This is a genomic window from Candidatus Pristimantibacillus lignocellulolyticus, assembly GCA_023639215.1.
Classification (GTDB): domain Bacteria; phylum Bacillota; class Bacilli; order Paenibacillales; family Paenibacillaceae; genus Pristimantibacillus; species Pristimantibacillus lignocellulolyticus.
Window position 1 is genome coordinate 4,092,448 of sequence record CP097899.1, and the last position, 23,500, is coordinate 4,115,947.

Annotated in this window: 21 protein-coding genes; 2 read left to right on the forward strand and 19 right to left on the reverse strand. The window is 37.0% G+C overall.

Annotation, left to right across the window (positions count from 1 at the left end):
- Positions 1 to 13: 13 nt before the first annotated feature.
- From NAG76_17480 to NAG76_17505, 6 genes are read right to left on the reverse strand one after another with little or no spacing between them, the layout of a single operon-like run.
- Positions 14 to 1,888 (reverse strand): hypothetical protein, encoded by a 1,875-nt coding sequence (locus NAG76_17480; GenBank protein URN93605.1) that lies wholly within the window; start codon positions 1,886 to 1,888, stop codon positions 14 to 16.
- A complete protein-coding gene (locus NAG76_17485; GenBank protein URN93606.1) occupies positions 1,878 to 3,518 on the reverse strand; it encodes a hypothetical protein in 1,641 nt (546 codons plus the stop codon). Before NAG76_17485 ends, NAG76_17480 begins: the two co-directional genes overlap by 11 nt.
- Positions 3,511 to 4,410, reverse strand: a complete 900-nt coding sequence (locus tag NAG76_17490) for a hypothetical protein (protein ID URN93607.1) — start codon at positions 4,408 to 4,410, stop codon at positions 3,511 to 3,513. The genes NAG76_17485 and NAG76_17490 overlap by 8 nt, the downstream gene beginning before the upstream one ends.
- A 1-nt stretch (position 4,411) precedes the next feature.
- A complete protein-coding gene (locus NAG76_17495) occupies positions 4,412 to 5,797 on the reverse strand; it encodes a hypothetical protein (protein URN93608.1) in 1,386 nt (461 codons plus the stop codon).
- 14 nt (positions 5,798 to 5,811) lie between these two features.
- Entirely contained in the window at positions 5,812 to 8,610 is a 2,799-nt protein-coding gene (locus NAG76_17500) for a hypothetical protein (GenBank protein ID URN93609.1), read from the reverse strand.
- A 21-nt stretch (positions 8,611 to 8,631) separates the two neighbouring features.
- Positions 8,632 to 9,168: a hypothetical protein gene (locus tag NAG76_17505; protein URN93610.1), complete on the reverse strand. Its 537-nt coding sequence runs from the start codon at positions 9,166 to 9,168 to the stop codon at positions 8,632 to 8,634.
- Between the two features lie 771 nt (positions 9,169 to 9,939).
- Here NAG76_17505 and NAG76_17510 point away from each other — a divergent pair.
- Positions 9,940 to 10,536, forward strand: coding sequence for a GNAT family N-acetyltransferase (locus NAG76_17510; GenBank protein ID URN93611.1), 597 nt, complete (start codon positions 9,940 to 9,942; stop codon positions 10,534 to 10,536).
- Between the two features lie 544 nt (positions 10,537 to 11,080).
- Here the strand turns inward: NAG76_17510 and NAG76_17515 are convergent.
- On the reverse strand, positions 11,081 to 12,487 hold the full coding sequence (locus NAG76_17515) for a HAMP domain-containing histidine kinase (GenBank protein URN93612.1): 1,407 nt from the start codon (positions 12,485 to 12,487) through the stop codon (positions 11,081 to 11,083).
- Positions 12,484 to 13,191, reverse strand: coding sequence for a response regulator transcription factor (locus NAG76_17520; protein ID URN93613.1), 708 nt, complete (start codon positions 13,189 to 13,191; stop codon positions 12,484 to 12,486). The genes NAG76_17515 and NAG76_17520 overlap by 4 nt, the downstream gene beginning before the upstream one ends.
- A 235-nt stretch (positions 13,192 to 13,426) precedes the next feature.
- On the opposite strand from NAG76_17520, the gene NAG76_17525 reads away from it, so the two are divergent.
- Positions 13,427 to 13,624 carry a hypothetical protein gene (locus tag NAG76_17525; protein URN96918.1) on the forward strand — a complete coding sequence of 66 codons (198 nt, stop codon included), beginning with the start codon at positions 13,427 to 13,429 and terminating at the stop codon, positions 13,622 to 13,624.
- Between the two features lie 48 nt (positions 13,625 to 13,672).
- Here the strand turns inward: NAG76_17525 and NAG76_17530 are convergent, their stop codons facing one another.
- The 11 genes from NAG76_17530 to NAG76_17580 form a co-directional block, all read right to left on the reverse strand.
- The gene (locus NAG76_17530) at positions 13,673 to 15,241 is read right to left on the reverse strand and encodes a multicopper oxidase family protein (GenBank protein URN93614.1); all 1,569 of its coding nucleotides are present in this window, start codon (positions 15,239 to 15,241) and stop codon (positions 13,673 to 13,675) included.
- A gap of 1,143 nt (positions 15,242 to 16,384) precedes the next feature.
- Positions 16,385 to 18,040: a hypothetical protein gene (locus NAG76_17535; GenBank protein ID URN93615.1), complete on the reverse strand. Its 1,656-nt coding sequence runs from the start codon at positions 18,038 to 18,040 to the stop codon at positions 16,385 to 16,387.
- A gap of 136 nt (positions 18,041 to 18,176) precedes the next feature.
- A complete protein-coding gene (locus tag NAG76_17540) occupies positions 18,177 to 18,704 on the reverse strand; it encodes a cupin domain-containing protein (protein ID URN93616.1) in 528 nt (175 codons plus the stop codon).
- A gap of 222 nt (positions 18,705 to 18,926) precedes the next feature.
- Positions 18,927 to 19,703, reverse strand: a complete 777-nt coding sequence (locus NAG76_17545; GenBank protein URN93617.1) for a sulfite exporter TauE/SafE family protein — start codon at positions 19,701 to 19,703, stop codon at positions 18,927 to 18,929.
- 66 nt (positions 19,704 to 19,769) lie between these two features.
- Complete coding sequence (locus NAG76_17550) at positions 19,770 to 19,997, reverse strand: sulfurtransferase TusA family protein (GenBank protein ID URN93618.1); 228 nt, start codon at positions 19,995 to 19,997, stop codon at positions 19,770 to 19,772.
- 52 nt (positions 19,998 to 20,049) lie between these two features.
- The gene (locus tag NAG76_17555) at positions 20,050 to 21,183 is read right to left on the reverse strand and encodes an MBL fold metallo-hydrolase (protein URN93619.1); all 1,134 of its coding nucleotides are present in this window, start codon (positions 21,181 to 21,183) and stop codon (positions 20,050 to 20,052) included.
- A gap of 81 nt (positions 21,184 to 21,264) precedes the next feature.
- Entirely contained in the window at positions 21,265 to 21,660 is a 396-nt protein-coding gene (locus NAG76_17560) for a DsrE/DsrF/DrsH-like family protein (GenBank protein URN93620.1), read from the reverse strand.
- A 17-nt stretch (positions 21,661 to 21,677) separates the two neighbouring features.
- Positions 21,678 to 22,241 carry a sulfurtransferase TusA family protein gene (locus tag NAG76_17565; protein URN93621.1) on the reverse strand — a complete coding sequence of 188 codons (564 nt, stop codon included), beginning with the start codon at positions 22,239 to 22,241 and terminating at the stop codon, positions 21,678 to 21,680.
- 49 nt (positions 22,242 to 22,290) lie between these two features.
- Positions 22,291 to 22,590, reverse strand: a complete 300-nt coding sequence (locus NAG76_17570; protein ID URN93622.1) for a rhodanese-like domain-containing protein — start codon at positions 22,588 to 22,590, stop codon at positions 22,291 to 22,293.
- A 5-nt stretch (positions 22,591 to 22,595) separates the two neighbouring features.
- Complete coding sequence (locus NAG76_17575; protein URN93623.1) at positions 22,596 to 22,943, reverse strand: rhodanese-like domain-containing protein; 348 nt, start codon at positions 22,941 to 22,943, stop codon at positions 22,596 to 22,598.
- Positions 22,944 to 23,021: 78 nt separating this feature from the next.
- A complete protein-coding gene (locus NAG76_17580) occupies positions 23,022 to 23,498 on the reverse strand; it encodes a DsrE/DsrF/DrsH-like family protein (protein ID URN93624.1) in 477 nt (158 codons plus the stop codon).
- Between the last annotated feature and the right edge of the window lie 2 nt (positions 23,499 to 23,500).

Here is a 23,500-nt window from a genome sequence, read left to right on the forward strand (position 1 = left end):
AAAATCCTCACCTTTACTCATTAACTATATATTTTATACTCACATGTTTATCTGGTCCTGAAATATTTATTGTGCGATACCCTTCTTCTTTTTCTGAATACACATTTAGAGTAAGATCATATTTTAATTCAAAAATGGAATCAAGGCATTTAACTGGAATTTGATTTTTCCATTCATCAGATGTCTTCAAACTTACGGTACCCGTTCTTTTATCTTGTGAAATTGTAGTGTATCTATCGTTGTTAGAATATGAATAGTTAGTAGTTTTATCTGAGGATACGATATATAAATTAAATTTATAATCGTTTAAAAGCTTTACTTCTTTGTCGAGATCGATATTTAAATGAAACGGTGTAAAAATATCTAAATATTTCCCTTTTAATTGCTCAGAAATATATACTGCATTCAAAGGATAGCTATAATTGAGAGAGTTTGATCCATTATAAATATTGATGATCTTATCATCAGCATGTGGGGCAATAAGTGTAGTATCCTTGATAAGTGAGTTATTTCCAATGAGTTCGACGCTAAAGTTAATATTAAAATGTGTAGCACTATCTGGACTTTTTATATAAAACTCTAGTTGTGAATCGTTATCTATTGTTTCTAACACAATAGATTGCTGTATATCCTTTATATTAATATATCTATAAAAATCTTCCCGTAGCAAAATATCTTCCTGATAGATTGAAATAATGACTGAATCATCACCAATATTCTTTTGGATATTATCAATACTTAATATAAATTCAACTTTAGATCCAAAATAACAAGGCGTAGACAAACGGCAAAAGTTATTTTCGTTATCTTTAATCTCTAAATCTGAAATAGGCTTTAATACTGGTTTTGGGTTTGGGTTTGTAATAATTATAGAATTAGCTTTTTTCCTCACATCATCAATAAACAGAATATAATCAAAAATAGCATCTTTATCAGTTATCTCTTGAACGACTTGTATAAAGTCATATTCATACCTTAAACTGGTTTGCTCATTCCAATGTTTACATATTGCTTCTTGGTCATTACTGTCTATAGACCAGCAAAGACGTAAGTTGGGCAAATAGTTTTCTTTCCAGTCGGCATATGCAGGTTGTTTACCAAAAAAAGAACAAGTGAAATCATATATCGCTTCAGCAATCACTTCAAACTGAAGCGCGGTAACTTGGTTATAGTTAACATTTTCTGTTTTATTTAGCTTTAGGTAAAATTGTCGATTATAGTCTTCAGTTAGAGTGCCAACCTTATATTTCCCTACATTTGGCATACTTGCTCCCTGGTCACTATAAAATTTAGTTAGATCACTATAATTTTTACTGTTTTGAGCTGAAACGATAGTCCAATCATTATATTTTGATTCATAACCATTAAATCTTTGATAGCTAATACTATCAGTTACGATATGAAGTAATACACCAAATTTTCTTAATGCTTGCTTAATTGCTACATCATTTTTGGCTCCTACAGCTTCTGAATATTGTGTTCGTATGTGGTCAAGAAATTCTTCGATGTCTTTATGAGAATTTATTTTTGTGATAGGTTTCACTTCATATTCATTTTTAATACCCGAATATTCAGCGGGAAAATAAGAAAAAGGAATTAATCGACTCTCTTGAACTTTTGTATCTAATAGTAGATCGTTAATATCTGGACTATTTATGTCTACACTAGTAGGTGTGATTGATACTTGTGCCTCATTTCCATTAATTTTACATAGTTTACGGCTTTTAATAACTTCTGGTACTTGATTGAGGGGATAAGTGCATGTAACCTGTTCAAAAATATCGTTCATAAGTTGACAGTTAGTTGCAAGGGTTTGAGCATATGAGTCATTCTGAATTACCTTTGTTGCTATATATTTGATCGTTGCATAGTGTACATTAAACTTCAAGTAATTCGACCTCCTTATTTTGTAGAGAATAATCTCCTACAATAAATCCATCACCGATAATTAATGAATCCGTATCAAACTTGAAATTATAAACAGTATCATGATAGTCAATTGAAGCTACATGAATGACTTCCTCTAACCCATCTACAGTTTGCATCATCATTCCCTTTTTAATTTGATATGCTCGCTTAATCCCATCATTTGTTGACATCGTATGTCCTGGAGATAAGCGTGTAGTTTTTGTAGACGTTTTTATTTCTATCAGATTAGACTGATATCCTGAGTAAATATTTTCAACTTTTTTACTACTACCATCATGAAGGAGTATTTCATCACCAATACTAATCTCGTCTGCACGTTTTAAGCTCTTATCAGCCATTAATAACATTGAATCCTTAGAGAAACAGCCCCATTGAATTTTTATTTTTTTTACGAGAATACTATTAATGCCTCCTGCTTGTGCATAGCTTTTGGCTGCAAACGTTAAGGAATTAACTGATATACCAGTGTAAACCCGTAAATTAAACTGCAAATAAATATCTAACTTAACATTAGGACTATAGCCTACTTCTTCCATATTAATAATGGTATTCCAAAACTCTGGAAATGTAAGCTTAAGCTTGGTGCATCTACCCTCTGTATCCGTTTCTAACACTTTTTGTTTTATATCCTCAATTCTTCCATAATGATATACTGACCCTTTTCTTGGACTCGTATCTCGATCATATATAAAATTTGTTATCCATAATTTGTACCCGTTATATGGATCAATAGCCCCAAAAGGAGTATCAGTCATATCAATATACTTACCTTTTTTTACTGTTATAGTGGCTGATACTGGAATATTGACTTTTACTTTTTCTTTTTTATTATCAATAAAAGGATATTCGGTTATAGAGTAATCATAGTCAGGTAAATTACCGTCTCGAAGATAGGAAATAAATACCTCATCATGAGTATGTCCGTTTTTAATTATTGGATCATCTAAAGTGAACTTTTCGACAATATCTTCAGGCTTGATCGTTACAAATGATACATTAGCAATAGCTATTGGCCTTGGTTCAAATAGTCCATTCACATTTTGAGATACAGGAGTAATGGTAGAGTAAATAGAGTATTCATAAATAGTATTGTTCACATACTCGATGGGGTATGTATCGCTTCTTTCGTTAATTTCATTTGTATCTTGCACTTCTACATAACTACTGCCGATATATACATCATCTTCTCTATAGAGATTAATAGTTGCGAATATTGAATGTTGCTTTTCTGCAAATTGACATTTTAGTAACACTGACGGAATTACGGCACATTCGCCATTTTCGTTAAGTTTAAGTACGTTTGGCTCATTAGGTGAAATAAACTCTAAGTCATTTAACGAATATAGGTTTGAAAAGCCTTCTTTTACCTCGCCTCTTAATTGACTATTTGATTGTTGTGGATTAGCCTGTAGCGCTTGAATGGATTCCACTAGGTGTGGAAACCTCTGGAAATATTGTTGTTCTCCACCGAATCCATCCATATAGTAGGCATAGTGATCGGGGTTGTTAAGATTTAACTCCAAATAATGTTGATTGTCCCTAATTTCGGTTAATACTCTCTTTCTCGCTTCAGCTGAACAATTACTCATTAAATAACACCTCGTTTTCTTTTTCTGCAATAATTGATATTTCCGCTTTATAAGGAGACTTAATCATTTGTAAAGCAAATTCAGCCGATGTAATTTTTTGTGATTTTTTATCGAATTCAAAACATTTTTCAATATTAGTAGCTGTAGCTACGACGTCAATTGTTCTATATGTGTTATTTTTCATCGGTACAACAATCATTTTTTGTGGCATAAATATTTTTCCGTCTTCAAAATTCCGCATAGCCTTTTCATTGTGATCTTTACCGAGATTTATGCCAAAATGCATGCCTTCTGGAGGCTGAGCGATTTCTAATTTAGATGGCATCTCTTCATATATACCTATAAGAACATCGTCTGCAATCGTTTCAATTCGAAGTGCTGTGATAACTTTATCATTCTGGTTTTCGTCACTTGATTTGGCAATAAATTCTAGTCCTCTCCATCCTCTTACAAGAGGAGAACGCAATAAAAAACCACCATAGTGCTCTATTTGCTTAGATAAATCTTCTGAATGGATTTTTTTGCTTTGCAATAAAGGTCTAATGGATTGACTTGATTTATTTGCTCTATCAAATAAATCATTAATCATAGCTTTATCATGTGTTAAATCCATACTACTCGTTCTCCCCAAGCTGTATGCTCCATCAATTAATGCCATTAACCAATTAGGATTTATGTGAAAAAAACGAATGGTGTTTTCAGGTAGCATATTAGGTGATGGAATTAAGTACTGAAAAGGTATATTTACGAGTAGTAGACGCTGACTCAACCATTTTGCAATAGCATCGTCAGAATCATAGGGATCAATTTCTTCCTTGTTATAGAGTGTTGAGAGTTCGTCGAAGATTAAGGGCTCTTGCTGCTTTATTTTTTTTATATGCTCCTTCCACATTTCAATAGCTTTTATTTTTCATCATCTCCTTTATAAGCATTTTAAAGTTATCTTGAATCTTTCGATTATGTTGAGGGTTTTGTTGTAATACGCTATTTTGCTTAGAAGGATAATGTTTCTTAATATACTCAAGTAAAGGTGCAATTTTGTCATCTTGATTCATATCTTTATCTCTAGTAAGTAACTGTACTTGATACAACTGATTTTGAATAAAGCTAGTGTGAAGAGATTTGAAATATAGCTCTTGATGCATTTTCCTCCAAGCCATAATTTGAGTAGCAAATGCTAAATCAGCTAATGCCAGTGAACGTCCAAGCTGCCAAGCACCAGCATAGGTTATATCCATCATGCCTATTTTTGGATCATAGCTTAATAGTTGATCGGAAAACATCGCACATTCATAAGTGGCTCTAACTTCAATATATGGAATGAATGGCGATTGATACCATGAGACAAGCCTACTGCCATCTCGAAAATGGTGGTTCATTGGAAAATATGCTAGCTTTCTTAATGCTTCAACTCGTTGCTCTGCTTCATTTGATAATACATCTTCTTTTAATCTCATCTGGAATGTAGAAATCACATCTACATCTAATTTCTCGACTGTGCTTTTAAAGTCAAATGTTTTCTTAGCTATATAGTAGTTCCAGCTACTGAGTACAATAAATCTAATCTGTTTAAATGCAGCTAGATGTTTCTCACGTGATGAAGAGTCAATGATTAAATTGTCATATCCCTCTAATGAAACTAAACAAGCCAGATGTTTAATAGAATCCTCCTCGTCAACAGGTGTGCGACTTAAACGATTGGTTACTACCGTAGAAAAGTAACTGTCTGTTACATTTGAATCTGTTACTTTATCATCCAAACTTACTCCCTTTACATGTGTAAGCAAAGAGAGCTCGTCCTGATAAGGGAGAATGTGTAATGCTAATTCCACTGGTATGTCTATAACATTGCATGAAAGGTTAAGTTGTTCTTTGTAAATGTTTTTCAGCTTAGGTGTTAACGTCGTTTCATCGCTAATGTTTAAATTATTTACGGTCTGTTGAATAACTTCAATTCCTTCACTTTGATCGAATACAAGTAATGCCATCCAAGGCACTGAGCTATCTGTTTGAAGGACATCTATTTCCCACGGCAAGGTCCGTCGATTTAGTACGATATGAGGTAAGCTTTCGTTATACTCTCCTATTGCATTTTGTTGAGGATACACACTATACACATCATCAGGTTTTAGCTGAAAACGATTGGATGTTACAACAATCTCTTTTGATATTGCTTTAAATTGTGCAGGAATTGTACTACTAGTATTCACGTTAATGGTATATTTGCCCGCTTTAATTGAAGGTTGAGATTGCTGCGAAAAGGTGATTTTGTTATCCATAGCTATATCTCCTACTAGGCATAAGTTTGTTTGCTACCAATTGTTCTAAGTTTAGGAACTGCAAATAAAACAGATTTAGCGTTTTTATCCAATGAAGTTAGCTTCATCGTTGATTCTGTATCAAATATGTCATGTGTTAACAATAGTATATTTTTTTGATAATCATTATTTATAATCGTCTCTTCTAATGCTTCAATTATACGTTTTGGATCATCAGGAAAAGTTTCTTCTGGAATATGGTCAGGAACGGTATAGTTACAGCCACGTGGTATTATTTCATGATCAAGTAGATCACTTTCACTATATTTCCCTTCTTTTGGTATCGTATTTTTATTTGATTTATCGGTATTTGAAGAGATGGTTATTCCAAAAGGTAGGTTCATTAAAGATGAATTAAGTGTAATGGGAGAATTTCCCCATAATGCGGCTGGTGCATTTTTTACTATGGGCTGAATAATAAAATTACTGCTTGTATCCTCCTCTTTGCTATCTAATGAAATCACATCATTTGAATCAGCTTTACTGAGCGTAACCTCTAACTCTATATTGACATCCTGCAATCCCATTGGTGGTATTCCAAATTTATTTCCTTCTAATCCATATGAATCATCCTCATGAACAAAGGACATTTTTGAAAATGGAAGCTGTGATTCAATATTAATGAGTAAGCGAAAACCATCTACAATATCAATAATATGTTGATCAGCATCATGTTCCTCTAATATCTGCATAATTAATCCATTTGAAATGGATATTTTGTTTACATCTGCACTAAATTGATTATGAATAGATGTAGAATTTGACTGTACATTCTTCTTATCTACTGCGTCTGGAATAAAGCTTTCTACAAACTCATTCCACTGGATATTAGGTCTAGTTTGTGAGCTATTAGCACCGAAACTAATAGTAAATGAAATAATAAACCAACTAATTCTTGCAGTGCCAGAAAACTCAGGTCCCCAAATATGTAGATTTGCACCAAGTTCAATTTTAAAGGTAACTCTAGACCATAATATCTTTAGTGAATAAGATGCACCGACACTCACGTATAAATTTACATCGTAAAAGAAGGGTTTCCAAGCTATTAAAAATTGAGCCCCTGCCGATAACCAGGCTCTAAGATTTCCCAGCTCAAATGTCAATGCGATATCAATACCAGCCATAATACAGGAAGGAGTTAATGCAAAATAGCCTGAACCTTTTACCGAAGTATTATTATTAATAATCCAAGATATGCCGAGCTTAGGTATTGTTGGGTAATGTATATTGATAAAATCAGGATGATGTACTCCACCTATCGTAACGATGAAGTCTCCACTATAATCGCCCTTATACCAAAAACCTACTGCAAACCCTCCTGTTAGCTTACAGTCTGGATGAAATAAGAATGAACGATCGGTCAAAGCAGCCATTATTAGTAACTCACCTTGTTCAGGATCAAATGTCGCTTTTAGTGCTAATTCTGCAAAAATAATAGATTGATCATATTTTGACAGTGGTGGCATGGTAGCAGTAGATAATCCTAATAATGAAACCTTAGTAGAGTTACCAAACTCAATGCTAAGTAAGGCAAAACTTTCTAATATCCCAAAAGTTAGAAACTTTATCCCTGCTGTTGCAAAATATTGACCTGATTCAGGTTTAATATATTGATTTAGTGTCGTTAACACTTTATTAGGCTCTGATTTAGCTGATATTTCCTTGCTTTCACCTCTAGCTGCAGCTACAAGTGGGAATTGTGCAATTTTGTTTAACTCTGGTAGCACGATAGAGCGATTAATCCCAAAACCTAACGCGAATCCGTTCACATAAAAAAATGGTGGTCCACCAATTGGAACTGAAATCATACAAAAGGCAAAGAAAGATTTCTCGTTACTTCCCTTTAGTTCACCGTAAGATGCTAAAGCATCTAAACTAAATGTACCTATTTTTAATGATAACGTACCATTATAGAAATCATCATTCGTTTTATATAATCCACCTGATAAGCTAAAAGCTGAGGTATTAAGCGAAACTAATAAGCCACTTAGACCAAAGCTAATATCCTTAAGATTTTTTAAAGAGGTTGATATGTATAATTCATAAAAGTCAAAGCGTACCTTAGAGATGGAAAAACTAGCATCTAAAAATAAATAAATACGTGAATCACCATCAGAGCCGTCTAGCATTACTCCAATTCTTGACAAATACAAAACACTAAAGGCTTTATTTACATCAAGCCAACATATTGTTTTGTCTTGTTGTTCATTCATAAGCCTCTCAGTAAGTCTCTTCTCATATTTTGCATTGATCGGAAGTTCAGTATTCATAATTATCAACTTTGAGAGAAACTTAAACACTACATTTTGATGAGGTAGATAATCCAAAGCTATCGATTCAAAATGAAAACCGTCAGTATCATAACAAAACTGACCTATAATTGGAATCTGTTTCAAATATAACGTTTGATTAAAATCTAATGAAATAGAGTAACGACGTTGATTGATGTCACTTAAGAGGGATGAATCTAACTTTAAATCACCAAAGCCTTTTATTCGGGCGAAAAATGCTAATTCACTTTGATTACTGGCATAGCTTAATTCAACTTTTTTAATAAATAACTCAAAATCGAAAAACTTAGGAAGCTCAATATCAAAATAACGTGCTAGTTTACTAAATACAAAGGTATAGTCCGTATTGACCCAATGTCCAGATACTTTTACGCCAACTTCTTTATTCTTTTGAAGCACGATTCGGAATCGTGCTTCATAAACTTCAAACTCTGCAAACAGCTCTACTTTATTTTCAAGTGCAGATTCAGCATCATTTTTCATAGTTATTCTCCTGTTTTTACGCTATATTAAGGAGTCAATATCTTCAAGTTCCATTTTGTCGATTACAAATTTGCGGTTTGTTTTATAGATGGCTATACCGAATCTCGTAATACGAAAGATTTGAAGGTCAGCAGGTGTTTCAACATTATTTGTAATAACTAGATTAAATGCATATTCCAGTTTCTTTGTTGAATCATCAGCTTCTGATTTAGGTATTTTTGTTGTCTTATCCATGTACAGAAATAATTGTTTAATTTCGATTTTAATATTCTTTAAATCTAGACCAAACTCTTTCAATTTGGCTGTAACTGCTACAACATCAATATTTACTCCACTAAATGACTTAATTAAGTTATTCGCTTCAATGAGAAAATCTTCGATTGAAAATTCATTAGATTTAGGACTAGTTGGCATGACTAAAATTGATTTTTGTGTTTCAGTTGTCGTTTCTTTTGATGAGTAAATCCCCTTTAGTTCACAATTAAATAGCGTTAATTCAACAAACGCCTGCAGATTATAGTCGATATTTTCATCTTTCAAAACAACTTCATTACTCATTTAATCTCCTCCATTATATAAAATAAAAGCTGCGACGCTGAATCGCTAATGGCGACATGAACATAGGTGTCTGAAAGTCTTTGTGGAATACAAGCTAAGTTGATTAAAACTGACGAAGAGAATTTGAGGTAGGAGTAAAACTGTAGGGTTATATTTGTGGATGGGCTTATCATACCCTTACTTACATAAAATGACAATAGCGAATAATGTCGATTATACCCAATCTACATTACCTTCTAATAAACCTTTAAGTGGAATATTGGTATCGCGAGTCTTGCATGGTAGGAGCATCGGCGATTGGGGCTATTTAATGTAAATATTGTATCAATGTTCTTGTCCAGAGCAAATGACAAGAACTTGTATAGTTAAATAAAAAAAGCCTTGCTATGCAAGACTTCTAAACTATATATGTTGTTGTCCTCCGACACATATCTGCATTAATATTACCCATAACGTGTGGTAGTCTCATGTTGTTTTCGTTAGGGCTTCTGACATAGTCATATAGAACATATAAATAAGGCTCTGTTATACGTTTTTATGGTTTTTGCTCATTGAGTTAACTGGCAGAATAGTTTAGTTATACCTGTTATTTACCTTACACAATAGAAGTTTTTAGTGGTAAATTTGTTTGAAGGTGTAAGAAATAAACTCCAACGGATCAATATTATGTTACTATGTAAAAAGATTCAATTATTCAAATGCTTGAACGAGATAATATAAAGACCAAACAAAATTAGTCGATTAACATAGTAATCTGAAAGGAACTCAAACATGAAAAATCATAATACACCAACTATAGAAACAGAAAGATTGATATTGCGAAAATTCAATGAAAATGACATAGAAGCTCTATTTGCTATCTACAAAGATGAAGCTGTGAATACCTATTTGCCGTGGTTTCCTTTGAAATCATTGGAGGAGGCGGGAAATTTCCTCAAAGACAAATATATCGAAGCCTATAAGCAGTCAAGAGGATATGAATATGCAATCTGCTTAAAAACTGATAATATCCCAATAGGTTATGTAAAAGTAAGCATTGAGGAGAACCACGATTTAGGGTATGGGTTGAGAAAAGAATTTTGGCATAAAGGAATTGTAACAGAAGCAAGCAGAGCCATTGTTGAACAGGTAAAAAAAGATGGTTTTCTTTATATCACTGCTACACACGATATTAATAATCCTCGCAGTGGCGGAGTAATGAAGCAGTTAGGCATGAGCTATAAATATTCGTTTGAAGAACAATGGCAACCTAAAGATATACTGGTTACTTTCCGAATGTATCAATTAAACTTTGACGGGCAAAATAATCGGGTGTATAAAGAATACTGGAATAAATATGCTGTTCATTTTATAGAAAATGATATATAGCTAGAAATAAAAGCGTTAAATTGATACAAAGTGGACAACGGACATTCAACTAACGGAAAACGATAGTTCAAAGAACATAGTACTTGTCGGAGGACAACAACATTTACGGTTAAAAGACAAAAACATATATGGTTAACCGTATCGTATCTTCCTCATTCCTCTCAATGACTAGGTACATCTTCTGGTGTATAGAAGATCGTTCCAATGGAGTTAAAAAATTATATAAACTACTACTTTTCTATTAATAAACATACAAAAAAAGCAACAATTATCATGTTTGAACTGAACCCCGAATAGTAGACACTTTGAAAAGTGTCTACTATTCGGGGTTCAGTTCGAAGTTACCCTTTCTTACCTTTTCCCTTTTTTAACCTATACCCTTGATAAACGAGATACAATACAAGTGCAATTACAGCCATCCAGATACAAGCGGACTGAAATATCCCTATGGAAAGCGAATTGGATCGATAGGAGGAAGCTGTGAAAGATAAACACGTCAAACCCATTATCATAAAAGTCAAAGCAATTAGCCAATCTGATCTCTTCACGAACATTCCTCCTTCTTCGTTGGAAGAAGGAATGCAACGCTAAAACAAGAACCATTTCCCATTTGACTACTTACCTGAATAGAGCCTCCTTGCAACTCCACCAGCTTCTTTACAATCGAAAGTCCAAGTCCTGTACCGCCAGTTTGACGGGATCTTGATTTTTCTATCCGATAAAAACGGTCAAAGATGTATAGGAGTTCCTCTTCTGGGATTCCGATCCCAGTATCCTCGATGGATAGAATTAGCGTCTTGGATGTACAATTCAGTCGAACATCAATACGTCCAACTTCTGTATAGCGAACGGCGTTCTCTACAAGATTCATCACAATTTGCTCTAACCTCATCGCGTCGCCGCGAATAAGTGGAAGGGATTCCGAGGGATGAACAACGAGATCTAACCCTTTCTCCTTCGCTTTAAGTGCAGCGGTCTGTACCGCCTGATTGACCACATCTAGCAAGTCTACCCATTCCATCGATAAATTGAATTTCACTTCTTCCATCTTCGCAAGTTCAAATAAGTCATCCACCAAGTTGTGCATACGCAATCCCTCTTGATAAATGATGTCCAAGTAACGATCCCTTTCTTCTTCGGTTGTATATAATCGGTTCTTTACAACCTTTGCATATCCTTCTAAGTAAGTGATAGGTGTTCGCAATTCATGAGAGATATTCGCGAAGAACTCCTGTCGTGTATCTCTGTAGCGCTGCAAATCCTCTGCTAAATTATTGATCGCCACTGCTAAATCACCGATTTCATCCTTACTCTGAATTTTAAGTCGTGTCTCTAACTCCCCAATTGCGATTCTTTTTGTTGCTTGCTGCATTATAATAAGCGGACGAGAAAAGAACAAAGCGATCATCCATATAATCCCCATCGCAAGTAGGAAAGCTCCTACAACAGAGAGAATCAATAAATTTCTAACAGCATCAAGAGACTGATCCATCCCTTGTGTCGATGCCATCACATAGATTGCTGAAGAAATTTGGTTATCTTGATAGATCGGTTGGCCAATGATCAGATAACGATTCCCCAGCGGATCTTTATGTTCTATGTTAATGGTATTCCCTGCAAATATACGCTTTAAGTCCTCGGATCGAATAAACGACTGATCGGTCGAATCATGTATACCCGAATGATTCGTAACCTTCCCAGCTATATCTATATAAAATAGACTAACGTTCGAAAAATCAGCGAACGTCTTAATCATTTCTTCGGAAGAAACATCAGTGGTTTCCGCCATGGAAATAAAATGAGAGGTCATCTCTGTGACCTCTGTCCTCATCTTGGCTTGAAAGAAGTTTGAGAACATCTGATACAGGCTTACCCCGAGAAAGAGAAGGACAATAATGAACATGGCTGCGATGATCGATCCCAGCTTTATCCCAATTCGATTGTTCCTCATCCTTCTTCTCCTTGGGCGATAAATTTATAGCCTACACCCCAAACCGTTTGAATCGGGTCATAGCCGAGTTCTGCACGTTGCATCTTTTCCCGTATATTCTTGATATGAGTATCCACGACACGAGCATCGCCTGCATACTCATATCCCCATAATCGTACAACCAACTCTTCTCTTGCAAATGAGCGCTGAGAATGTTGTGCCAAACACAGTAGCACTTCAAATTCTTTAGGTGTAAATTCAATCGCTTTATTATGAATACGAACTTCTCGTGTATCGGTATGGATATGAAGATGCTGAAAGAAGATAACCTGTTCCTGATCTTTCTGAAAGTGACTGATCATAGAGCGCCTTAACAATGAAAAAACACGCGCGAGTAATTCCTCAGGTTCAAACGGTTTTGTTAAATAATCGTCAGCTCCAATACCTAGCCCATGGACTTTATCTTTCGTTTCTGAACGAGCAGTGAGCATTAGGATGGGGAGGTTATTTGTTTCGCGAATGGTTTTGCAAACCTGCCATCCATCCATTCCAGGCATCATCACATCCAGTATCAATAGATCAAATGGTTGTTGTTTAATCATCGCTAATGCTTCGTAACCTGACGATGCTTCCTTTATTTCAAAGCCTTCTTTCATCAGATAAATACGAAGCAAGTTCCGCATATTCCATTCGTCATCCACTACTAATACGTTAATTTTTGCCATGACTTCACCTTCTTTACTGCAGTACTATCTTCAATATATACGATTCAATTATTCCTTTCAAGAATACGGACTTAGCGAGAAAGGTTTTGCTTTTGTTTAAGCTGTTCCAATAAGTCTTGCATCGCATTTTTTTGTTCTTTAAGCATATCCATTTCCATCTTCATTTTCTATTCTTGCTCACCCGAATCCAGCTTACTTCCTTTCATTATCAAGCAGAACAACGATAACTTCATGAGTGGGCACATCAGTGCAATTAACCATTCCATTGATGGAGAACCTTTGGTGGGCTACAGGCTACAACATCGTTGCGATCCCTCTTGCTGCAGATATCTTGTATCCGATTGGCATCGTACTAAATTCCGCGGTCGGTACAATTTTGATGTCGTTAAGCACCGTTATTGTAGCCATCAGCACCAAGTTATTACGACTTTAAATCTTCAAAAAAACTCCTGCAGATTGCTAGACCTCAGGAGTTTCTGTTTTATTCAGGTTTATTACCTACATGTGGATCTGGGGTGTAGCCATTCTTATAACCATTGTACATCACATCAGTGACCATTCCAGCAGAAGCATGGTGCAAGTCGTGGCAGTGGAACATCCAATCGCCTGGATTGTCCGCCTCGAACGCGATAATAAAGGTTTCACCTGGTCTTACATTCAGGGTATCCTTGATTACGGGTGCTCCATCTAGCGATTTGCCATTCTTGCTTAATACTTGGAAGAAGTGACCGTGTAAATGCATCGGGTGATCATCGGTTTTGGATTGATTTACAAAGGTGACTTTCACCTTTTCGCCTTTATCCACTTTTATGGTTTCGGTATCAGGGAATACCTTCCCATTTATGGTGTAAACCATTTTGCCGTCCTTCATCTCGGTATTCAGATTCATCAACACATCTTGGTCATAGGCTTGATTCACTGAAAATTTGGTCTTTGCTTGCTTTCCATATTTCATAAGGTCGAACTGTGGCAATTCCTCGGAAGTATTCGAAGCTACCGCTTGATCCGTGACACCCTCGTATTGAATAACCGCTCTCATGTTTTTCACACGCTCATCAGATCCATGCTCTTCAAGTAACCATGTTCCAGGATTATTTGCCGTAAATTCAATGTCGTAGCGCTCTCCAGGTGCAATAGCAATGCCTTGATCGGTGATCACCGCTGGACTATTCACGGGCTGACCATCGGATGCTATGATTTTGAATTCATGCCCATGTAGATGCATCGTATGCGTCAGATAGCCTGCATTGATGAGGCGAAGGCGAACTTTCTCTCCCTCTTTTACGACTAGTTTATCTATCGCTTCACCTGTCTTGCCATTCATAGTATACACATCATACATGCTCATGTCGTGACCTTCCATGCCTTCCATACCACCCATGTCCATTTGGCTGTGGTCCATGCCACTCATTTCGCCCATATCCATATTGCTATGATCCATGCCTGCCATATTGTTATCGGACTCACCTGAATCACTTTCATTAGTTTTCATATCCACACTGCCTGAACTCATCCACTCATCCATCATTAACGTGTAATCACGATCATAGCTATCCTTCGGATCTTCCACGATTAGCGAACCATAGAGCCCCTTATCCAACTGATTCACACTATCTTGGTGAGAATGATACCAGTACGTGCCTGGAATCGTAGCTTTGAACTCATACGTAAAGGACTTGCCTGCCACTACAGCATCCTGTGTTACGCCTGGAATCCCATCCATATCGTTAGGAACAGGGTAACCATGCCAATGAATCGAGACAGGATCTTCGAGCTCATTCTTTAAATTGATCTTGACGGTATCACCAACTTTAACACGAATCTCTGGACCGGGTACGGAATTATTAAATGTCCAAACAGGCAAGGTGAGCTGATCCGACACCTTCAAATTGCTTGCTTGTGCAGTAATAGTGAACTCCTTACCATCCACAATTGACATTTGCTTCGTCAGCACGAGTTCACCAGATAATACGTCATTACTACTTGAACAACCTGCAACCACAAGGCTAAGTATACCCATCGCAAGTAAAAGCTTATATTTACCTTTCATCCTCTGAACCCTCCACTTCATTTTTGATACTCTCTTACACTACACAAAAATTGTGTGGAAACGATGAAGAAATCTAAAATTTTAATTATCGATGTTTAATTATTTTACTTGGAGTAGTACATGAATTGAGGCTGCTTAGCTACTTTTATCGAGAGAAAGCACGCTACTACTATGCTGTTGAAATGTCTGAGCGTACAACTTTATCGATATAAAAAGCTATCGCTATGGTTCTAGAAGAACTAACTTTGCTTATGCTTACAGCTACCATTGATTGCGGAAAAGAGTTCGCTTGTCACCAAGCATTGTTTGAGGAACACGGTCTTCCCCTTTATTTTCTGATCCTTATTCTTCACAAATCGGCTAACGATATATGTTCTTGTCTATTTTCGGTTAACCTTACAAGTTCTTGTCTTTTACTCAGGACAAGGACTTGTATGGTTAAATAAAAAACCTGCGCTGGGCGCGAATTGTTATCTATATATGTTGTTGTCCTCCGACTTTTGTGTAATTGTTGGGGCTATTTCATAAATTGTTTTTTCCTCAAACTAATAAGTTTGTTATTACCAATTCTTTATTCACTTCTATGTTTTAATTTATTATTGTGATGAATTTGTTATGTTAGACACACTAGTTCTTGTAAATATCCACTGTAAGGCTAGCAACAATATTGATGCTGCTACGAGATCCGAAATCAACACCTAACTTATAATCGTCCCTGCTTTATTGTTTTGGGCTGCAAAATCAGAACCATTGATGTGTTACTGGTAACTTTAGCTCCACCTTCTCTGCTGCACTCCAGTCACATATCTTCTATACTGAATCCATAACATCGATGAGTCAGTTCAACGTTTAGTAGCCTTTTGCGTATTTTTTAATTAATGCATTCATTAAGATTAGACTTTCGTCACTTATTCGCTACAAAACTGGATCTCTTTAGGATATACCTCCCCCACCACTTGGACCGCACCGTCTAGACACTGACAGACGCTCCTCTTAAAGATGAAAAAGACGAAGAAAGAGATGATTTTATATGAAAACCATCCCAATATTCTACATTCATATTCATAAAGCTTTTTTGATTTAAGATTTTGTTTACAGTATTATTCACTAAACAACGATATTAGCCCTCGGTTAAAATATTTATTAAACTAAGCCTGCAACCCATGGAGATAACTCTAAACTTACATCACTTGTGTTTATGAGGTCACCAACCGTAATCCCTGTGAGATTTTGAGCTCTAAAATTGATTGGAAAGGCATCAGATACTGAGGCAGAACCAGTATTTCGACCACCTACTGATGTCCCATTTACTTGATTATACACAACGAAATAATATACTAAGTTACCCGAAAGAGTAACAGGTGCAGTTAACGGTAATATAAATAAACCTGCTGTCAAACTGTTTGATACAGTAGTTACAGCAATAACTGTAGATATAGTCATACTGATGGGTTGTAATACTGCCATCTGAAAAGTACCAGTGTTAATACTGGTTTGTGTAACATAGGTTGCAAGCCTACTAATCGTTGAATCTTGCCCATTAAAGGCAAGAGCTCCAATGGCTTGGTTATTTCCACTCCCAGCATTAAAATCGATAAATGTATCTATATCTCCCAATTTTAAGGTTTCAATAAATGGTGAACCATTACCCGTCGCCCCAGCTGTTCCGGTCGCTCCGGTTGCTCCATCTGCTCCATCTGCTCCAGTAGCGCCAGTTGCTCCAGTAACACCAGTCGCTCCAGTTGCGCCGGTTGCGCCAGTCGCTCCAGTAACGCCAGTCGCTCCAGTAACGCCGGTCGCGCCAGTTGCACCGGTTGCACCATCAGCTCCAGTTGCGCCGGTAACGCCAGTCGCGCCAGTTGTACCAGTAACGCCAGTCGCTCCAGTTGGGCCGGTAACGCCGGTCGCCCCGGTTGCGCCGGTTGCGCCAGTAACGCCAGTCGCTCCAGTAACGCCAGTTGCGCCGGTAACGCCGGTTGCTCCAGTTGTTCCAGTAACGCCAATCGCTCCGGTTGCGCCAGTAACGCCGGTTGCACCATCAGCGCCAGTAACTCCAGTTGGGCCGGTTGCTCCAATTGCTCCAGTTGTACCAGTAACGCCAGTCGCGCCAGTAGCGCCAGTTGGGCCGGTTGCGCCCGTCGCGCCAGCTGCCCCAGTTATTCCAGTAACGCCGGTCGCTCCAGTAACGCCAGTCGCTCCAGTAGCGCCAGTAGCGCCAGTAACGCCGGTTGCTCCAATTGCTCCAATTGCTCCAGTTGTTCCAGTAACGCCAGTTGGGCCGGTTGCGCCAGTCGCGCCAGCTGCCCCAGTTATTCCAGTAACGCCGGTCGCTCCAGTAACGCCAGTAGCGCCGGTTGCGCCAGTAACACCAGTAGCGCCGGTTGCGCCAGTAGCGCCGGTAGCGCCGGTAGCGCCGGTTGCGCCAGTTGTTCCAGTAACGCCAATCGCTCCGGTTGCGCCAGTAGCGCCGGTTGCTCCAATTGCTCCAGTTGTTCCAGTAACGCCAGTCGCTCCAGTAGCACCTTTTTCTCCTCTATACCCCCGAGGGCCTCTTTTGCCAGTAAATCCTCTTCTACAACACTTCTTGTGTTTCTTCTGATTATTTTTTTTGCATGAGATATCCCTATTACAACAACAATGAGTTCTTTTTTTACACTGGGTTATTTTATTATGTTTCCTATATGGTTTATATTTCCTCAGTTTCTTCTTACATGAACTACGATAAGGAAGTTTTTTTGATTGCTGACATGTACAGCATTTCATGCTATTATTCTTTTTTTTGATTAAAATAAAAGCCAACGTGTAACACCTCCGTATACCTATGATATGTTGTTGTATATAACTTGGATTGGGTAAAAAAAATAAATGCTGATCATCAACTTTCTGATAATCAGCATTTATTGCACTTCATAAGTTATTGATAGAGCCTCACTTGTTATTCATGAGTCAATTGGGCTATTGCTTTCGTTTCGTGAACAGTACCAAATGGATGCTTAGGCGGTGCATAGATTACGTATATTTTAAGTGGTGTATTACCTGTATTTGTTACATTATGCCATTTGCCAGCAGGTATCATGATCGCATAGTCATCATAAGCCATCTCTTGAAAATTTAATTCATCTTTACTATCCCCCATTTGAACAAGTCCCTGTCCTTCTTCGATTCGGATGAATTGATCAGTTGTGGGATGAACTTCTAAACCAATGTCTTCTCCAACATTAATACTCATAAGGGTCAACTGAAGATTCTCTCCTGTCCATAAAGCGGTACGATAATTATTGTTTTGCTTAGCGGCTTGGTCAATATTAACTACAAATGGTCTTGGTCCATAATCAGTTAACTTTATGCTTCTAATATAAGGATGCAAACTGTTTTGGCTATAATTATAATAGGTATGAATCCAATTAACCCATGATTGATCAATAAAAGAATTTCGATAATGATAACATGTATGACAGTACATATTATTTATTCTCCCTCATGATTTTATTGCTTACCTTATAACCTATGCAGTGCCTAAGTAAATGATTGCAAAATAGGCTATAGTGTGTTGAGCTTATTGCTTTACCCATATGTTAGAAGAAATAAGTGGAATGTATATAATTAAGAAGATGCCCTACCTCAAAAAATGAAGTAGGGCATCAATTATTCATACTGAAGATTATAATTATAGTTATGACATAAATTAGATTAAGTCAATCCATATTTTAATAGCCGTTGCCAAAATCAATACTGCTAAAATGGCTTGTAAAGCTTTCGTATTCAATGTTTTGCCGACTTTTGCTCCAAGTGGTGCTGCAAGAAGACTTGCAATAATCATAATAATTGCTGGTAAGTAATCAACTTGCCCAGTCATTAATTTACCAACACTTCCCCCGATTGAGGAGATAAATGTAATAGCTAAACTCGTAGCAATGGTCATTCGCGTTGGGATTTTAAGTACAACAAGCATAATGGGAACTAATAGAAATCCACCTGCAGCTCCAACAATGCCTGACCCTACACCAACAATGAGCGCCAGTACTACTGCTATCGTTTTATTAAAAGTAACTTTATCTAATGGAATATCATCGATTTGTTTTTTTGGTACAAACATCATAATAGCTGCTATTGTAGCTAGTATTCCATATACAACATTTACAGACTGCTCTGATAAATACGACGAGCCAAAGCTACCAATAAAGCTTCCGAGTAATATAGATCCACCCATGTAGATAATTAGTGACTTATTGAGGTAGCCACCTTTACGATAAGCCCAGACGCCCGCTATCGAGGCAAACAATACTTGTACAGCACTAATACCTGAAACCTGATGGGCTGTAAAGGCTGCTAGTCCAAATAGTGGCGGGATATATAAGAGCATGGGGTATTTTATAATTGATCCACCAACCCCAAGCATTCCTGATACGAAAGAACCGATAAAACCAATTAAAAATATTACGACAATAAATGTGATATCCATACTTTTCCCTTCTTTCTAATAACGATGGCGGGCTTCGATGATCGAAAACCCGCCAAATGAATGACATTAAGCTTTTTTAATATAGAATTTAAATACGCCAGCTTCTTCTGTTTGTTCTATAATGGTATGTCCACCTGCATTTGCCCACGCTGGAAAATCTGCACATGCACCTTTATCAGTCGCATGAATCTCTACGATTTCACCCGAAGCAACAGTATCCATTGCCTTTTTTGTTCTAACAATTGGCATAGGACATGCCAGTCCTTTTGCGTCTACAACTTTTTCTATTTTCATTATGAATAACCTCATTTCGTTTTTTGGATGTTATTTATTTCATATAAATCAATTAACGTACTGCACAACGGTTTGGACCAATTTCCATTTCGGTTTGTTCATCATGATCTGGAGTGATTTTCCCCATATTCACTTGACGTATTTGTTGATAAGCATTCGGTTGTGGTGGTAAATGATCAGTAACTATACTGCGGAATTCAAGCTCATCTTCAATATTCAAACCATGATTTTCAGCGAGTAAATCACCTAAACGTTTGGCAACAGTACCGTCTTCATTCAATTCATCGATGATCATAAAATGTGCGGGTAGAACAATTAAGTCCTCTGCAAGCTCTCTATAGCGACGATATAATGTTTCACGAAGATCGCCTACCCAATCCTCCGCAAGACCTGCTAAGTCAGGACGACCAATCGAATCGATGAATAGAATATCACCTGTTAATAGATACTTACCGTCTACTACAAATGAAGTTGACCCAATCGTATGACCCGGTGAGTAAAGTGCACCTACATCAATGTTAGATGCACCTATTTGAACGGTTAATCCATCCTCAAGTGGTGTATAATCGAATACCACTTCTGCCGCATCCTTCGAAGGCAAGTAGTATGTTGCACCTGTAGCCTCTGCAATAGAGCGTCCACCTGAAATATGATCGGCATGTAGATGCGTATCAAATACGTGTTTAATTTCCACATTTTTCTCTTTGGCAAAGCTTGTGAATACTTCAGTAAATCTTACCGCATCAATGAGTGCTGCCTCACCCTCAGAAATCACCATATAGGAAAGACATCCTTTTCCTAATCGAACAAATTGATATAATTCACCGTTGCCAGAAAGATCAGCTACTTTTATTGGCTCTAAATAACTGCTCCAAGATTTCATGCCACCTACTAAATAGCTTACAGATAGGGTCGCATCAGCTTCACTCAACATATCAGCCACCATGATCGAGGAACCTTCTTTAGCACAGACAACTAATATATCTTTGTCCTTTGGAAGTTGAGGTAATATTCCCTCAACACCATCTAATAATTCAAAATAAGGAATATTTACATAGTCGAATTGATGACCTTCAATTTTCCAGTCTTCAAATGCATCTGCATTACGTACATCCAAAATGAATAATGATTGATTGTCAATTACTTTACGAGCAACATCAGCTGCTGTCCATTTCGTTACTGTCATTCCTAATTACCCCCATAGGTATATTTTTATTATTTTTTTAGTGAGAGAATTAGCTCTCTCACTACATTTTTTGCTTATTGTCTAAAAAGTTAAGGTTGGAGCAGCATCTTTGGCAAATTCAAGGAATGTAACAGCTCCTCCAACTTCAATTCCTTCTACAAAGTCATCCTTAGTCAGACTCATAACATCCATAGTCATTTGGCATGCAATAAATTTCACACCCAACTCTTGTGCCATTTCAACCAATTGAGGAATCGCTGGAATATTAGCTTTTGCAAATCCTTCTGCCATAAATTCTTTTCCTGCTGGCATAGGAAGTCCATGCATACCTTGCTTATGAATTAAATTTAATCCTTCAAATGTAAAGAAAATAGCTACTTCTTTTTCAGAAGCTGCTGCTGCTGTTGCAATGTTAAAAACTTTATATGCATCGAACAGACCACCGTTACTTGCGATAATTGCTACTTTGTTTGACATGATGTACCCTCCATATATTAAATCGATTTTGTTAATTCGCCATTCCAGTTTGTCATACCTGGTAAGACGTTATACACTTTATTAAACCCATGGTTCGCAAGTTTTTGTGCAACAAGATCACTACGTTTGCCAGTACGACAAATGACATAAATTTCTTGATTTTTATCTAGCTCATTCATGCGTGATTCTAGTTCACCCATTGGTATTGATTTTGCACCTTCGATATGCCCAAATGCATATTCCGCCTCTTCACGTACATCTAGAATAAATCCACCATTTGCAGCACGCGAAACAATCTCTTGATTATCGATAGTCTGCTCATGTGTCTTTTCTACCATGGTGTCATTTGAACATTTACGAATGTAATGATATAACACATCACCATCTTCTGTTGTACCAATGTATTGATGACCAACTGTTTCTGACCAAGCTGCAAGATCGGCTTTTGATCCTTTATCTGTTGCTTGTACCTCTAAGATTTGACCTTCTTCTAATTCGTTCATTGCTTTTTTCGTTTTTACGATAGGCATTGGACAAGCTAGCCCTTTTGCATCTAACATAACATCTGCTTTAACTGCCATTTTTAAACCCTCCTAATACCCTATGGTGTATTATTTTCTGTAAATTTTTTTACTGTTCAACTTTACCTTCAAAGGCCAACATACCACCGACCATATTGGTAGCGTCATAGCCTTGGTAAGTTAAAAATTCAGTAGCTTGACCACTGCGTCCACCTGAACGACATATGATAATATATGGTGTGTTTTTATCTAGCTCATGTAATCGAAACTCGAGTAAGCCTAACGGAATATTCATCGCTCCAGCAATGTGACCTTCTTGTACTTCAGCCACCTCACGAACATCAATTAGATTTAGCTTTTTACCGTGTTCTATGCTTTGTTGAACTTCTTGAACGGTAATCTCTTTCATTGTTATCATCCTCTCCATGCATTCATGCCACCACGAACGTTAGTGACCTTATCATATCCTAATTTCTTTAATTGTTTACATGCTTGATTGCTTCGCATTCCACTTTGGCAAATGACGACGATTTCCTTACCTGTAGGTACCTTTGACAAGTCAGAACCGAGTGGAAGATTTTTGAACTGAGCAATATGACGACCATTGTATTCACCTGGAGTTCGAACATCGATAAATACTTTATTTTTGTCAGTTAACATCGTCTTCAGCTCATGGGCTGAAATCACCTTCACACCTTTTGTTGGTAACTTGCGCCAAATGATAAATAAAATGAGGATACCAATAACAATTGCCGCCTCCATATTTCTCCTCCTAAAACTTTTAGTTACTTCTTGATAGACTTCTACAATACAAAAAGTCTATTCGGAAGCAATGACTTATTAGATAAATAGATTGACATTACCATTTTCTGCGTCAGCAAGATAAGCTGCTACTCCTGCATAATGAACACCATCTAATAACTCATCTTTTTGTAAGCCTAATAAATCCATCGTCATCGTACAAGTTATTAACTTAATATCTTGCTCCTGTGCCATTTCAATAAGCTGTGTTAATGACAAGGCATTATGTTTCTTCATGACATGCTTTATCATCTTCGGACCCATACCAAGCATTTGCATATTGGAAAGACCTAGCTTTTCAGCACCACGTGGCATCATCTTACCAAACATTTTTTCTAAAAATCCCTTTTTCACTTCAACTGGAGCTTGTTTACGCACTGCATTAATTCCCCAGAAAGTGTGGAAGATGGTAACCTCATGATCATAAGCCGCAGCACCATTGGCAATAATATAAGCAGCCATCGCCTTATCATAGTCCCCACTGAATAATACAATCGTCGTTCTTTTCTTTTCCATTT

Coding starts and splice junctions, on each gene's coding strand:
- NAG76_17485 (URN93606.1), bottom strand. CDS start 3,518: ATGAGTAATTGTTCAGCTGAAGCGAGAAAGAGAGTATTAACCGAAATT.
- NAG76_17490 (URN93607.1), bottom strand. CDS start 4,410: ATGTGGAAGGAGCATATAAAAAAAATAAAGCAGCAAGAGCCCTTAATC.
- NAG76_17495 (URN93608.1), bottom strand. CDS start 5,797: ATGGATAACAAAATCACCTTTTCGCAGCAATCTCAACCTTCAATTAAA.
- NAG76_17500 (URN93609.1), bottom strand. CDS start 8,610: ATGAAAAATGATGCTGAATCTGCACTTGAAAATAAAGTAGAGCTGTTT.
- NAG76_17505 (URN93610.1), bottom strand. CDS start 9,168: ATGAGTAATGAAGTTGTTTTGAAAGATGAAAATATCGACTATAATCTG.
- NAG76_17510 (URN93611.1), top strand. CDS start 9,940: ATGAAAAATCATAATACACCAACTATAGAAACAGAAAGATTGATATTG.
- NAG76_17515 (URN93612.1), bottom strand. CDS start 12,487: ATGAGGAACAATCGAATTGGGATAAAGCTGGGATCGATCATCGCAGCC.
- NAG76_17520 (URN93613.1), bottom strand. CDS start 13,191: ATGGCAAAAATTAACGTATTAGTAGTGGATGACGAATGGAATATGCGG.
- NAG76_17530 (URN93614.1), bottom strand. CDS start 15,241: ATGAAAGGTAAATATAAGCTTTTACTTGCGATGGGTATACTTAGCCTT.
- NAG76_17540 (URN93616.1), bottom strand. CDS start 18,704: ATGTACTGTCATACATGTTATCATTATCGAAATTCTTTTATTGATCAA.
- NAG76_17545 (URN93617.1), bottom strand. CDS start 19,703: ATGGATATCACATTTATTGTCGTAATATTTTTAATTGGTTTTATCGGT.
- NAG76_17550 (URN93618.1), bottom strand. CDS start 19,997: ATGAAAATAGAAAAAGTTGTAGACGCAAAAGGACTGGCATGTCCTATG.
- NAG76_17555 (URN93619.1), bottom strand. CDS start 21,183: ATGACAGTAACGAAATGGACAGCAGCTGATGTTGCTCGTAAAGTAATT.
- NAG76_17560 (URN93620.1), bottom strand. CDS start 21,660: ATGTCAAACAAAGTAGCAATTATCGCAAGTAACGGTGGTCTGTTCGAT.
- NAG76_17565 (URN93621.1), bottom strand. CDS start 22,241: ATGGCAGTTAAAGCAGATGTTATGTTAGATGCAAAAGGGCTAGCTTGT.
- NAG76_17570 (URN93622.1), bottom strand. CDS start 22,590: ATGAAAGAGATTACCGTTCAAGAAGTTCAACAAAGCATAGAACACGGT.
- NAG76_17575 (URN93623.1), bottom strand. CDS start 22,943: ATGGAGGCGGCAATTGTTATTGGTATCCTCATTTTATTTATCATTTGG.
- NAG76_17580 (URN93624.1), bottom strand. CDS start 23,498: ATGGAAAAGAAAAGAACGACGATTGTATTATTCAGTGGGGACTATGAT.